7 protein-coding genes and 1 pseudogene are annotated in these 14,772 nt (G+C 50.0%); 4 read left to right on the forward strand and 4 right to left on the reverse strand.

Features of this window, described 5'->3' with window-relative positions; genetic code table 11:
- From JGK16_RS05525 to JGK16_RS05535, 3 genes and pseudogenes are all read left to right on the forward strand, one after another.
- A pseudogene (locus JGK16_RS05525) lies at window positions 1-345 on the forward strand (RNA-guided endonuclease TnpB family protein); the annotation flags it as partial.
- Window positions 346-469: 124 nt separating this feature from the next.
- Complete coding sequence (locus JGK16_RS05530; protein ID WP_293184075.1) at window positions 470-3,772, forward strand: Ig-like domain-containing protein; 3,303 nt, start codon at window positions 470-472, stop codon at window positions 3,770-3,772.
- A gap of 34 nt (window positions 3,773-3,806) precedes the next feature.
- On the forward strand, window positions 3,807-6,884 hold the full coding sequence (locus JGK16_RS05535; protein ID WP_293189869.1) for a calcium-binding protein: 3,078 nt from the start codon (window positions 3,807-3,809) through the stop codon (window positions 6,882-6,884).
- Between the two features lie 162 nt (window positions 6,885-7,046).
- Here the strand turns inward: JGK16_RS05535 and JGK16_RS05540 are convergent, their stop codons facing one another.
- Together JGK16_RS05540 and JGK16_RS05545 are read right to left on the reverse strand one after the other, a co-directional pair.
- Window positions 7,047-7,751, reverse strand: a complete 705-nt coding sequence (locus JGK16_RS05540) for a rhomboid family intramembrane serine protease (protein WP_293189867.1) — start codon at window positions 7,749-7,751, stop codon at window positions 7,047-7,049.
- A 137-nt stretch (window positions 7,752-7,888) separates the two neighbouring features.
- A complete protein-coding gene (locus JGK16_RS05545) occupies window positions 7,889-9,490 on the reverse strand; it encodes an MFS transporter (RefSeq protein WP_293189865.1) in 1,602 nt (533 codons plus the stop codon).
- 159 nt (window positions 9,491-9,649) lie between these two features.
- Here JGK16_RS05545 and JGK16_RS05550 point away from each other — a divergent pair, with 159 nt between their 5' ends.
- Window positions 9,650-10,246 carry a TetR/AcrR family transcriptional regulator gene (locus tag JGK16_RS05550; protein WP_293189863.1) on the forward strand — a complete coding sequence of 199 codons (597 nt, stop codon included), beginning with the start codon at window positions 9,650-9,652 and terminating at the stop codon, window positions 10,244-10,246.
- Window positions 10,247-11,060: 814 nt separating this feature from the next.
- Here the strand turns inward: JGK16_RS05550 and JGK16_RS05555 are convergent.
- Together JGK16_RS05555 and JGK16_RS05560 are read right to left on the reverse strand one after the other, a co-directional pair.
- Complete coding sequence (locus tag JGK16_RS05555) at window positions 11,061-13,076, reverse strand: family 10 glycosylhydrolase (RefSeq protein WP_293189861.1); 2,016 nt, start codon at window positions 13,074-13,076, stop codon at window positions 11,061-11,063.
- A 185-nt stretch (window positions 13,077-13,261) separates the two neighbouring features.
- A complete protein-coding gene (locus JGK16_RS05560) occupies window positions 13,262-14,668 on the reverse strand; it encodes an N-acetylmuramoyl-L-alanine amidase (protein WP_293184088.1) in 1,407 nt (468 codons plus the stop codon).
- Window positions 14,669-14,772: the final 104 nt, after the last annotated feature.

The following is a 14,772-nucleotide window of genomic DNA, read 5'->3' on the forward strand; positions in this document are numbered from 1 at the left end:
GTCAAAGATAGACTACAACAAGAGTGCGCTCTCAGAGGATGGAGATTTGTAGAGCAAGACGAATCCTACACCTCAAAAGCTAGCTTCTTGGATCGAGACGTACTGCCAGTGAAAGTTGGTGAAAAACCCGACAATTGGCAACCGTCTGGTAAAAGAATTAAACTAGGTTTATACCGTTCTGCTCAGAAATCAATTCTGAATGCAGATGTTAACGGTGCGGCAAACATCATTAGGAAATCAAAAGTAGCCATAGACTCAATAGTTGAGCGAGTGGGTAGCGGGTTACTGACTAACCCTTTAAGAATTAAACTTTGGGCGGATTCATCCCCCAAAGTTTGTCCTTAAGAATCCCCGCGTCTTCAGACCGGGGAGTGTCAATAATCAATTTTAGGCCAGATTTGTGGCAACAAGCTGATACTAATCACTTCTTAAAGTTAATCGGGATCGTCTTTGATAAGGAGCCAAAATAATGCCCAGTGCAGTACCAATTATTATAGTTGAGCCAACGCCAACGCCAACGCCGGAGACAACGCCAACGCCGACGACACCAACACCGACGACGCCGACACCGACGACGCCGACACCGACGACGCCGACACCGACGACGCCAAGGCCTTCCGACGACACATTGGGCGGCATAGACGACACATTGGGCGGAGGAAAAGGTACCGTACCCTCAATCATCGGGGGCGTACTTCGGGGAACAGAAACCAACGACTCGTTAGTTGGCAGTCCCGGCCCCGACGTGATTTCCGGGCTGCAAGGCAACGACAACCTGCAAGGATCTAGTGGCGATGATTTAGTTTTTGGCAATGATGATGAGGACGTATTGTTTGGTGGCCCCGGCAACGACGTGCTCGACGGCGGTTCAGGACTCGATACCCTGTACGGAGGCAAAGGCAGCGATTCCCTCGACGGGGGAAATAACCCCGATTTGTTGTACGGCAATGACGGCAACGATACGGTAATTGGAGGCGAAGGCAAAGATACGACTTACGGCGGCAAAGGCAGCGACAGCTTGCGCGGTGGGTTGGGCGACGACAGCTTTTTGGGCGATCGCGGCGATGACGTTCTCTGGGGCGATCAAGGTAATGACTCGCTCTTCGGTGGCGAAGGCGAAGACTTGCTATTTGGCAACGAAGGAGGCGACTGGCTCTACGGCAATGGCGGCGCGGATACCATTTTTGCAGGTGACGGCGATGACATCGTGTTCGGCGGTGCTGGGGACGACATCGTGGACGGTGGTGCTGGCAACGATATTCTTTGGGGCGAAGCAGGCAAAGACATAGTAGCAGGAGGCGAAGGGAGAGATGTCTTCGTTATCGGTACCTTCAGTACCCCCGGTGGCAGCAGCAGCAACGGCACTAACCCAGCATTTCTCACCACAGGCGGCCCGGATATCGCCGATGCTGATATTTTCACAGACTTTCGCCAAGGTGAAGATGCGATCGGGCTGAGCGGCGACCTCAAGTTTGAAGATTTGGTAATCTTCCAAAGCACCGACAGCAAAGCCGGCAGCACCATTATTCGCAACGGCGTCAGCGGCGACTTTTTAGCAGTATTGCCCGGAGTAGACAGCAGAACCTTGGGACGCAGCTCATTTGTAATTGCCCCCATAGTTCCAGGCAGCGCCACCCCACTACCAGCTCCGACGCCGACTCCGAGTCCGACGCCGACTCCCACACCGACGGCAAGTCCGACTCCCACACCAACTCCGACACCGAGTCCGACTCCCACACCCACAGACACTCCGACTCCCACAGACACTCCGACGCCGAGTCCGAGGCCAATCTTCCCCACGCCGACGGCAAGTCCGAGTCCAACGCCGACGCCGACAGGAAGCCCGACACCGACAGGAAGTCCGACGCCGACAGGAAGTCCGAGTCCGACACCTGTCAATCAGCTTCCAGTCGCAGTTAACGACAACTTCACTACGGTTTCAGGTCAAGGTCTCACTTTCAACGTTCTGTTGAACGACACCGATGCAGACAAGAACCCTTTGACGGTTACGACTTTTACCCCAACAGCCAAAGGAACTCTGACTCCCTTGGGCGGCGGCGACTTCCAATACACCCCAAATGCTGGCTTCTCTGGTTCTGACAGCTTCAGCTACTCGATCTCAGACGGCAACCGCGGCACTGCTCAGGCAACAGTAACTATCAACGTCAGCAACCCCCCACAGCTAGTTATTAACGATGGTGTGGTGGTTGCCAAAAGTGCTCCGACTCAGACAATCACCGCCGCCGATTTGTTGGTGACAGATCCCGACAACCCTCCATCGGAAATTGTTTACACGATTACTAAAGCCCCCGACGCTACCAGAGGTTTTGTGCAAAGGGGCACCACATTTCTCAACGTGGGCGGCAAATTTAGCCAAGACGATGTCAACAACAACATTGTCAAATACAACTTGTTAGCAGGAGGTGGCAGCGACAGTTTCACGTTTACAGCCTCCGACGGGTCTTCAAAGATCGGGCCGGCATCCTTCAGCATTACGGTGGTAGATAATATTGTCGATCGCACCGCACTTCCTGCCAGCAGCTTTACAGGCAGCAACATCAGCGACTACATCATCGGCGGGGCAGGCAACGATACCATCTCAGGCGGTGCCGGGGACGACATCATCGACGGCAGGGGCGGCGACGACTTTGCATTCGGTGATGCAGGCAATGACTCGCTGCTGGGTTCGATCGGCAACGACAACCTCGACGGCGGACTGGGCAACGACACCATCGATGGCGAAGATGGCATAGATTCGCTAGTTGGCGGACTGGGCAACGATTTGATGTTCGGCGGCAATGACAATGACATCATCTCGGGCGGTGACAACGGCGACACCATTGACGGCGGCGCTGGGAATGATTCGATATTGGGAGAAGCCGGCGAGGACTCGATACTTGGAGGCAGCGGCACCGACACATTATTGGGTGGAATTGGCGATGACTCGATCGAGGGCGGTGCCGGCGACGACATCCTCGATGGCAGCATCGGCAGAGACTTGCTCGATGGCGGTATCAATAACGATTCGATCTCCGGCGGCGATAGCGAAGACACCATTTTAGGTGGAGAAGGCAGCGACACCGGACTCGGAGGTGCGGGCAACGACTACATATTAGGCGAGGGCGGCGGCGACTCCCTGTTGGGCGAAGCGGGCGACGACACTGTAGACGGCGGCGCCGGTAGCGACTGTCTCAGCGGCGCCTTCGGCAACGACTTGGTATTGGGTGGCGATGACAATGACTCGCTTTCCGGCGGTGCGGGCAATGATATTTTGGGCGGCGGGAACGGTTCTGACTTGCTCACCGGCGATGCTGGTAATGATTTCTTCTACTACGAAACTCCGAGTGAAGGTGTAGATATCATTACTGACTTTAATGCTAATGGCACCGGCACCGACAGATTCTTGTTCAGGTCGTCAAATTTCGCAGGTTTAACAAACTCGGGAACTACTAACGATTTCACCAGTTTTATCGTCAGGAATATCGGCAGTGGCGGCGACAACATCAGCAAGCAAGAAGTAATTTTGTTTGAATCTAAATTTGACAACGCTCAAGCAATCAATGCAGTGTTGAAGAATCAAAACGGTTCGAGCAAAACTGGAGCTTTCTTCGTGTACCTGAACAATACTTTTAACCAGTATGTTCTTGGCTTTGACCCGAATGTGGCAGACGACAGTCTCCCAGCTTTCGATTTGGCAGTGTTGAATTCTATTCCTACAGTGCCGGGAGCTCTTAGCACCGTCATTACTGCCTCTGACTTTAAGTTTATCTAGTCGTTTTTGAGTAGCGTCGCAAGGAGTCCGAAAAATGCCCAGTGCAGTACCAGTAATTATTATACCGGAGACCACTCCTACGCCGTCGCCGGGGACAACTCCGTCGATGACGGGGACTTCTCCGTCGATGACGGGGACAACTCCGTCGATGACGGGGACTTCTCCGTCGATGACGGGGACTTCTCCGTCGATGACGGGGACAACTCCGTCGATGGCGGGGACAACTCCGACGATGACGGGGACAACTCCGTCGATGACGGGGACAACTCCGACGATGATGGGGACAGGCCCGGGGATTTCGATCGTACCGGTGCCTCGACCAACTCCGACTGTACCCACGCCTCCCCCACAGCCGCTGTTTGTCGATGGTGTAGTTGTCGCCAATGACGGGAATAACTATTTAATCGGCAGCTTGTTCAACGACACGATTTCCGGGCGCGACGGGGACGACACGATTCTGGGTCGGGACGGGGACGATATCATCAGGGGCGAAGACGGTAACGATTCTCTCAATGGTGGCGCTGGTAAAGATATCGTTGAAGGCGGACGCAGTAATGACACCGTGCGGGGCGGCAAAGGCGATGACTTGGTTTCTGGCGACCAGGGCAACGATGCAGCTTTTGGCGACCAGGGCAACGATGTTGTCTTGGGTTCGGAAGGCAACGATACGCTGTACGGCGGTAAAGGCAATGACTGTCTGCGCGGAGGTGCGGAAGACGACCTGATTTTTGGCGACAAGGGCAGTGACACTGTTTTTGGCGACACGGGCAATGACTGCCTGATCGGCGCTGCGGGCAATGATATTCTTTTGGGCGCCGACGGTGGGGATGTCATCAGCGGCGGTGTTGGTAACGATACTGGTGAGGGTGGCGAGGGTGATGACCTGCTATTTGGAGGAGATGGCAATGATGCTCTATCTGGAGATGCTGGGGATGATATTCTGACGGGCGATCGCGGGTCTGATACTCTGACAGGAGGCGAGGGTTCGGATATCTTTGTTCTCGGTAGGGTGGGTACGTCGGTTTCTAGTAGCGGGTTTCTGACTACTGGCGGCCGCGAGATCGGTGATGCTGATTTAATCAGAGATTTTAAGGCAGGAGATTCGATCGGCTTGGCTGGAGGTCTGAACTTTACACAGTTAAACATCTTCCAGGGTCAAGGCTCGAATTCTAGCAACACGATTATTCAGGACAAGCAAACTGGCGAATTTTTGGCGGTGTTGGTTGATGTGCGGCCTGGTTCGCTAGATGAATCTAGGTTCACTACGGCTCGAATACCGCGCGTAGAAGATAATCCCTTTACTATTCAGGGAACAAGTGTTTCTCCGACACCGAGGGGGACAAGTCCTTCTCCAACTCCGACGGGGACAACGGCTTCTCCAACTCCGACGGGGACAACGGCTTCCCCGACACCAACGGGGACAACGGCTTCCCCGACACCCTCAACGGGGACAAAACCTGTTACGACACCGCCACCGACGGGGACAACTGCTTCTCCAACTCCGGCAACAAGTCCAACTCCGGCAACAAGTCCGACTCCGGCAACAAGTCCGACTCCGGCAACAAGTCCAACTCCGGCAACGAGTCCGACTCCGGCAACGAGTCCGACTCCGGCAACAAGTCCGACTCCGGCAACAAGTCCGACTCCGGCAACAAGTCCGACTCCGGCAACAAGTCCGACTCCGGGGACAAGTCCGAGTCCGACTCCATCGCCATCACCGGGGACAAATCCGAGTCCAACTCCGTCGCCGGGGACATTACCGACACAGGTTCCGAGTCCGACTCCATCACCGGGGACAACTCCGAGTCCGAGTCCTTCTATTGTCCCGACTCCAACTGCGACAACCCCAACTCCTCCGCCTTTCGGTGGTGGGCCAGTTCCGCCGAGTTTTACCACTCCGACTCCTAACGAACTGCCGATCGTCGAAACTGGTAAAACGCTGACAGCTTTGCAGAATTCGCCTCTGTCTCTAAGTATTTCGCAGCCGACAGATCCAGAGGGCCAACCATTGTCGATCGGAGTAATCGGAGTGCCCAATCCGAATTTCGGTCAAGTAGTTGTCGGTACAACTCCGATCGCCCTGAACCAAAAACTGACAGTTCAGGAATTACTCGGCCTGCAATTCCAACCTAAAACTGATGTAATCGGGTCAGCCGGTTCCTTCAGCTACAGCGTAGCGGACGATCAAGGTGGCACGGCGGCAGCCTCAGTTGCGATTAACATCAACTCTTTCAATACATCGTCAACCCTTCCGACTAGCTTGCCGCCGGTGCTTGGCGATGACGGCATCGTATTTACGAATACGAATAATTTGCTGCCGACATTCATCGACGTACTCGCCAACGATTCCAGCCCGCAGAAAGGGCCACTCAGCATTATCAATGTCGGCACGCCAAAACTGGGCATAGCTGTGAATCTCGGCACTCAGGTGCAGTTCATCCCCGGCAACGTAGCGGGTACAACTACTTTCACCTACAGCGTCAGCGACGGATTCGGGACAATTCCGGGCACAGGTACGATCGCCGTTTCCATCTTGGCGGCTGATAGCGGGCCTAACAAATTGGTTGGTGGTTCTTTGCCGGACAATTTGAACGGTTTTGCAGGGGCAGATACTGTTGACGGCCAAGGCGGCAACGATACGATGAACGGCGGTTTGGATAACGACGTGCTCGTAGGCGGCCTGGGTGCAGATACCATGACGGGTGGCGGTGGTAGCAATCAATTCCGCTATACCAGTCCTGCGGATGGCGGGCTGGCCTTTGATGCGGCTTCTTCGGCGGCCATCAATGCTGCGATCGCCGCAGGCGGATACGATGTGATTACTGATTTTACCGGTCTCGGTGTGCCGATCGCCGATCAGTTTAACTTTGCCCCCGGATTCGGGAATCTCAATAGTGGCACCCTAGTTCTGCTGAACGTGCAGACAACTGTTTCTGCAAATATTCTAGGAGGAAGTGCATTCTTGTTTGCCTACGATTCCGGCGGCAATACTTACATCATTTATGACGGCAATGGCAACAACCTCGCCGGCAACGATTCTCGCATTTTGGCGAAGTTAAATGGTGTAACAGGAGTTTCTTCTCTTTCGGGATTTGACTTCACGTTTATCTAGGAATAGATAGAAGACGCTCGCGGTTGAAACCGCCTCTATACAAACAAAACCCACCTCCGTGGGTTGAAGAGTAGAACAGCGGGCAGTTGAAATTACATTATTTTCTTCAGTCCGCGGAGGCGGACTTTCTTTGTATAGACGCGGTTTCAACCGCCATCTTATCTAAATCTGATTTTCATCAGAAAAAAGTCCCAATAAAGGGCCGAGAATCGCGCCAAAAACAAAGCCGCCGGCATGAGCCCAATAGGCAACTCCCCCGGATTCCATGCCCACACTTGCCGGCGCATTCAAGGAAGCTAAACCGCTCAATGCTTGCTGTGCAAACCAAAATCCGAGAAAGAAGAAAGCGGGAACTCTGACTGTAGTAATAAAAATGCCCAGAGGTAGTAAAGTAAGAACTTTGGCTTGGGGATATCTGAGAATGTATGCGCCCATCACGCCTGCGATCGCGCCGCTAGCGCCCAGGGAAGGAATAGCCGATGATGAGGAAAAATACCACTGAGTTAGTGATGCTAAAACGCCGCAAGTAAGGTAAAATATTAAATATTTTACGTGTCCTAAACGGTCTTCTACGTTGTTACCAAAAATCCACAAAAATAACATATTTCCGGCAATGTGGAGAAAGCCTGCGTGCAGGAATTGCGAGCTAATTAGTGTCGTCCATTCGGGAAATGGCGAAACTGGCAGAGACACCCGACACATATTGCTTAACTGGCAAGGAACGACCGCCCAAGAGTAGAAAAATTGCGTTAATTGGCGATCGCCCAAACTGAGTTCGTACAAAAACACTAATACGTTGGCAGCAATCAGTCCGAAGGTAACGTAGGGAGTGATACTGGTGGGATTGTCATCGCGTAAGGGAACCACAGTTTTTTTCTCCTCAACATCAAAATATTGGCAACACGATATCGTATTTGCAGGCCAAAAGTCTTCTGTCGGAAGGAAGAATTTATTAGGATTAGTCAGCAGTCATTAGTTATTAGTCAGTTGGTTGTCTCTAGAATTTATCTATTGTCAGGATTGCCGTAAATCATTTGGGAAACTTTGGGGGGGGTGTCTCCGATGTGAAAAGCGCGGGCTGTTTCTTCGATCGCGCGATCGGCATTTGTGACTCGCTCGAATTGGCGTTTGTGCTCTGCCCAAGATTCGACAATTATCGTTTCTACAAATCGGCTGGGATGGGATAAATCTTGATACAATCCCCACTGAATCGCCCCGTCGCGCCGGCGAGTGCGGCTGACTGCTTCCATTGCTTGTTGGAAACTATTTGCATCGGCCGGATCGATGCAGTATTCTAAAGTAATTAATACCGGGCCGTCGTTGGGACTTGGCTCAAAAGAATGGGCGGGCTGCTGCCAGTGTAAGGAAGATGTTAAATCCATTTTTTCTGCACATCTGAGACGGTAGCGTGTGGCGAGGGCTGTAGTTGCGATCGCTCCAACTGCTGCAATCTGTAAACTAACAGAAATTCCTGCTTGCTGGGCAATGGTTCCCCACAGTAAACTACCTAAAGTCATGCTTCCCTGAAACACTAACAAATATGTCGCTAAAGCTCTCGCCCGCACCCATGTAGGAACGGCTGTTTGAGCAGCTACATTCAAACTTACCATCACTGTCAAAGACGACAATCCCACTACCAGCATCGCTGCACAAACTGCGTAGAAATTGCGCGTATAACTCAATACCAGCATCATTGTGCCAAACACCGCTGATGCCGCAGCTACCGACAAATCAGTGGAAATTCGCTGCCGGATTTTGGGCAAAATAAATGCTCCGGCTAACCCACCGATTCCCCAAAAACCGAGAATTATCCCGTATCTAAAAGCATCTAAACCTAATTCTCGGCGACCCAAAAGTGGCAGCATGGCAAACAAAGCGCTGGCAAAGAAAATATATGCCCCAGCGCGGATCAGGACTGCTTGAAAAGGTGGAGAATAGCGCACGTAGCGGATTCCGGCTTGCATTGCGCCGATAAATCTTTCTGCGGGTAAAGCTGTTTCTTGGGGCTTTCTCTGCCACGTATAAATGACTAGAATGACTCCGATAAAGGAAGCTGCATTCAGCAAAAAGACGAAGCCTGTTCCGGCGGATGCGATGATAATTCCTGCTAAAGCGGGGCCTACGGATCGCGATAAATTGATGACAATTCCGGTCAATGTTACGGCTGACGGCAGTTGTTCTTTGGCAACTAATTCGGGGGTAATTGCTTGCCAGACTGGCATATTTACCGCGCTGCCGATGCTCATCACAAAGGTTAATGTTAGGAGTATCCAGGGAGTTGTGAGGTTGGCAACGGTGAGAATTCCCAAAAGTGCGGCGGCGACAAGCATCCAGCCTTGGGTGAATAATAGCAGGCGGCGTCTGTCAACTACATCGGCGATCGCGCCGGCAGGTAGCGCTAGCATGAAAAATGGCAAGCTGGATGCTGCTTGCATCATGGCAATTAGCAGGGGCGACGGGGATAGGGATGTCATCAGCCAGGATGCCCCTACGTCGTGCATCCAGGTGCCGATGCTGGAAACTCCCGAGGCCAGCCAGAGGGCCCGAAATACGGGCTGGGCTAGGGGACTCCACATTGAGGCGGGCTTTGGTGCGGTGGCGCTCATGTTTGGATAGGGAGAGTTTGCGATCGAACTTTATCTTACATCACCTGAAATTATTGTTTTTTTAATACCATGACTAAAGCCCCTCCTTCTTGACAAAATCATCAAAATTAGGCTAATCTCAAAACGTCGAGCGAGACGACTGGTCTAGTAACATTGTTTATGAGTGGAAAAGTTGCCATCAAAGAAGATACCAAACTTGCTCTGATTAAAGCAGGGCGACGAATCATTGTGGAAAAAGGATACAATCACGCCGGAATTCAGGAAGTTTTGCAAGCGGTAGGGGTTCCGAAAGGCTCTTTCTATCACTTCTTCAGTAGCAAAGAAGAATTCGGTTTGGCAATCATCGAGTACGATTCCCAAATGCACGATCGCATTGTCGAACAGTATTTAGGTGATATCAATCTCACTCCTCTGAATCGGCTGAAGCATTATTTTACCTTTAAGTTAGAGGAATTTGAAACTCTGCAATACCGAGAAGGCTGTTTGTTTGGCAATCTCAGCCAAGAAATGGCCGATCAAAACGATCGCTTTCGCCTGCGGTTGCAAGAAGCTACGGATCGCTGGCGAGATCAGTTTGCTGAGTGCATTGAAGCTGCCCAAACTGCGGGTGAAATCTCCAAAAACCAAAAGGCTCAAGACTTAGCAGAGTTTTGTTTAAATAGTTGGGAAGGTGCTTTGTTGCAAATGAAACTGAGCAAAAGTGATGCTCCGCTGAAGAACTATATTCAGTTTATGTTTGGGATGATTTTAAAGTAGCTCAAAAAGTTGAACGATCGCTGGATCTGTCTCTATTCAACTTGTCCGCAAGTTTGGCAACATACAGCAAATTCCACATTTATGAAGTACACTCGCTCCCCGTAGGGACACGGCACTGCCCAAGGCGTGTCAACTTAAGCCTGAAAGCCTTGATAAATGTCGTTTTTACCTGAGTCCAGATCCCCCTAAATCCCCCTTAAGAAGGGGGACTTTGAGTACGTTCTTGTCCCCCCCCTTCTTAAGGGGGGCTAGGTAGGGCGGTTTTATTGTCCTCAGACAAATTAGGTACGTAGTTGCGCTTCAGCGCTCCTTATAATATTAGGAAAGAGCGCTAAAAGCGCAACTACGTACCTTGGCCCAAACGCGAGCCGACATTTGAGCGATACTTTTGGTAGTTTTATATTTCCTATCCTGACAATAAAACCACCCTACTTCTTAAGGAGGGCTAGGGGGGATCTAGATTTAATAGTCAAACAGCAATCTCTGACTGGATTTGACCTTAAGTTGACACCTATGGGCTCTCGGAGTGTCCCTACACTTCACAAACCTCGAATACGCTACATATAGATCAATACGGTTTACTTAAGATTGTCATTGCGAGGAACGAAGCAAACAAGAGTATCTATTTTTCATAGGGTTTTACCCCAGGGCGGTCTTAAGTAAACGGTATTGAATTATATTACCCACAATGAGGAAACCGCACTGCCGTTTCCCTGCAATTAATCGAGGTAGGGAAACGGCAGTGCCGTTTCCTCCGTTTATATCATCCCGATGTAACCGGAATTGATATCAGGAATATTTTTATGTTTTATCCTCAGATTTCTATGAAAACTCCGACACTTTCTACGGCCATTATGCTAACCGCACACAAAGCATAAATTCCCGTTCCTACCGTTACTTGTACGGTGTCTGCATTGATGATTTTGATGAGTTTCCAGCTATCACCATTCTTTTGATAAAGCGTCCAAGAACGGATGTTTTTATCGACGGGATTTTTCCACTGCAAAACATTGCTATTCCCCACTTTTTGTACTACCACTGATACTGGAGGGGCAGGCGGCTTTCCATTTTGCCAAGGCATCGCGGGAACGAGTGCGGGTTGCGCGTATGTAGTGGATTTAAAATTATCGTAGATTTGCTGGCGGTTGTCGCTAAATGCTTTCATGCTGAAGAAAACATTGCCTAAAGCTAAGCTGTCTTTAGAGTTGCGCGTAATCTCAATTTGATTGTTTATTTCCTGCACAGTCCACTTGTTGCCGTCAAGTCTTCCTAAGTTGTTTCCTACATAAATATGTCGGTTTTGGGGGTTGTTTTCTAGCCACCATTCCAGCAACATTGGATAGCTTTGAGCTGTTTGATCGATGCGCCAGTAAAGTTGAGGATTTAGATAATCTACCCAACCTGATTCTAACCATTTTTTGGCGTCGGCATAGAGTGTTTCGTAGGCGTCTAAACCGCGACTTTGTGGTGGTTGTCCGGGTCGATAAATACCGAAGGGACTGATGCCGAATTTTACGTTGGGTTTGACTGTTTTAATTCCTTGTCCGAGTCTTCTAACTAATTTGTTGACATTTTCGCGGCGCCAGTCTCCTAAACTCATTTGGCCGCCTCTAGAAATATAACTATTGTAAATCTTGCTGTCGGGAAATTCTTGACCGTCAATGGGATAGGGATAGAAATAATCGTCGAAGTGAACGCCGTCTATATCGTAGCGCTTAACTACATCTAAAATTACGTTGTAAGTCTTGTCTAAAACTAAATCAATTCCCGGATCCATCCACAAGTCGTCGCCCCACGGATAAACGCATTCGGGATTGGTAACTGAGATGTGAGGGCGGACGTTGGGAGGGGTTTGAGTGGAAACTTTGGCGCGGTACGGATTGAACCAAGCGTGAACTTCGATGTTGCGTTTGTGGCTTTCTGTAACGGCAAATATTAAAGGGTCATAGTAAGGTTGCGGTGGCTTTCCTTGAGTTCCTGTCAGCCACGCACTCCAAGGTTCTAATTCTGAGGCGTAAAGGGCGTCGCCCGCAGCTCGAATTTGGAGGATAATTGCATTGAAATTCATTTCTTGCAGCCTGTCCAGGATTTTCAGGAGTTCGGCTTTTTGCTGTTCTGTTGAGAGTTTGTTGCTGAATGGCCAGTCAATATTCCACACGGATGTTATCCAAACTCCGCGAAATTCTCGCTGGTGGTTGACGTAAACTTGCGGCCTGGGAACTTTACTGAGAACTATAATATATTGATTGTATATTTGCGGCGCTCTTTTGAGATATACTAATGCTTGATAAACCCAGGCGACTACATCGGCTCTGGTGGCGTTTCCGGCGGGATTTAATAGGTTTAAGTTGGGGGCGTTGACGACTATTTCGGATTGGGTGGCTATGACGATCGCCTTTTTGGCATAATTAGGAATTTCTGTGCTGTCTTGGTAGATGTTTGATAGAACCAGATTGCTTGTCGGTACAGCGTTTGACCCAAATATGCCGCTGACTAAGGCAACTAATGCTTCGGCCCTGGTAATCAGGCTTTCGGGTTTAAACAGGTTGTCGGGATAGCCGGAGATAAATCCTCTTTTATATGCTGCTTGAATGGCTGTGGCGGCCCAGTGGGTGGCGGGAACGTCGATAAAGGGTATGTAGGGCCGTTTGTCGGGTACGGGAAAGGCTTTGCTGACTATGGCGGCGAATTGGGCCCGGGTGAGGTTGCTGTTGGGGCGAAAAGTGCGATCGGGAAAACCGCTGATTACGGCCCTTTCTACTAAGCCATCAATGAATATTTTTGCCCAATGATTTTGAATGTCGGAAAAGCGATTTGTGCTGGAAACCATAGTTGTATTTATAATCGGGAATTGGGAATTGGGAATGGGGCATTGGGCATTGGGAATGGGGCATTGGGGAGCGGTTATTAGTTATTAGTTATTTGTTATTAGTAGCAAGTCACAAATAACTAATAACAAATAACTAATACAACTATAATTGCTATAGCAACTGTCAACTGTCAACTGTCAACCGACTACAGCAAACTGGCATTTTCGTAAAGCAGCCGGATGATATTGATGATTTTTTGTCCGTATAAAGGGTCAGAATTCCAGCGACCTGCAAGTTCGTTGACGGTGGGGGCTACGCCGCGCTTGACAAAACGAAAACGCACGTTTTCTTTAACTAAAGGTTGGTTGATTGGTTCGGTACTGGCGTAAGCTTTTAGGTGCTGAATTTGCGCTCTAATTCCTGTTCTGGCATCGGGAAAGGAAATGCCGGAATTTGTGGGGCTGACGATTCCCATGTCAGCAAAGTTGAATTGTTCTGGTTTGACTGCACCGCCAAAGTTGAGATAGTTTGTTTCTAAACACATTTGGCAAAAAGCTACGTCGTGATTGACGCCTTCTGCGGCTGCTTCTTGGACGTAAATTTGAGGTAGGTTGGGAAATATTACCAGGGCTTTGCTGTTTGTTTTGGTGAGAAATACTGTGATTTGTTGGGCGGTAGTTAAACCGCGTCCCATGATTTTTCCTACGCCGGAGAGGATATCACGGCGCGATCGCAGGGATACTGATGTGGTGGCCTGATCCCAAGTTACGGAAATGTCGCGATCGCGCAAATCGACAGCCCGCACGAATACTACTCCATTGTAGGTGATTCGGCGATCGGCTGTTTCTGGTTTAACATTGAGAGCGTCTAGAACTTCGGAAGGGACAAAAGCATTTCCGTTGACCAAAATGCCTTTGTCTTCGTGGGGCGCACCGTTGATTTGGATATTAATTAAAGGATAAACTATAGGTTTTGGTGTCGGTGTCGGTGTCGGTGTCGGTGTCGGTGCAGGTGTCGGTGTCGGTGTCGGTGTCGGTAAGGGTTTTAAAGGAGTATTGTTTAACCAAGCTTCAAGTCCGTCAGCGAGTCCGAGGGCGACATCACGGCGGCGATTTTGAATAGTTCGCAAGTCATCAATGTTAGTTAAAAAACCGAGTTCTATTAACAGCGAAGGAATATTTACGCGCCGACAGAATGCAAGGCTACCAACACCAGCTTCTGTATCTGCTCTTGCGCCACGATTCGGTATTTGTGGACACCTGCGTAAATAGCCATTTAAAATTAAATCTGCATCTGCTTTTCGTCTGGGGTTGCTACCAATATAAAACGCGCTAGCACCGCGGACTTGGGGATTAGAAAAAGCGTCTATGTGTATTTCAACCGCTACATCTCCCGGCTGAGAGCGACTATTGATCCAAGCGATACTTTCGATTAAGCTAAGAGTATCTGGTACAGAGAAGGTGTCTATACCTCGCTGCCGCAATTCAGGTACTAATAAATCCCGAGTGAGAATAAGTTCCTGGGATTCGGTGGTGCCAAATGCGATCGCCCCGGGATCGCGCACGCTGCCTTCAAACCCGCCATGCCCTGCTGAAACAAAAATAGAAGCCATTTAATAAAAATCTCCACCTTGCAGCTACTTGATGTCTGTTTTTTATGCTCGGCTTTTATTTTACCGCAAAGGCGTATATTTTATTATTGCATCAAAAATTTGTA

It is taken from the genome of Microcoleus sp. PH2017_09_SFU_O_A (genome assembly GCF_020738625.1).
Classification (GTDB): Bacteria; Cyanobacteriota; Cyanobacteriia; order Cyanobacteriales; family Microcoleaceae; genus Microcoleus.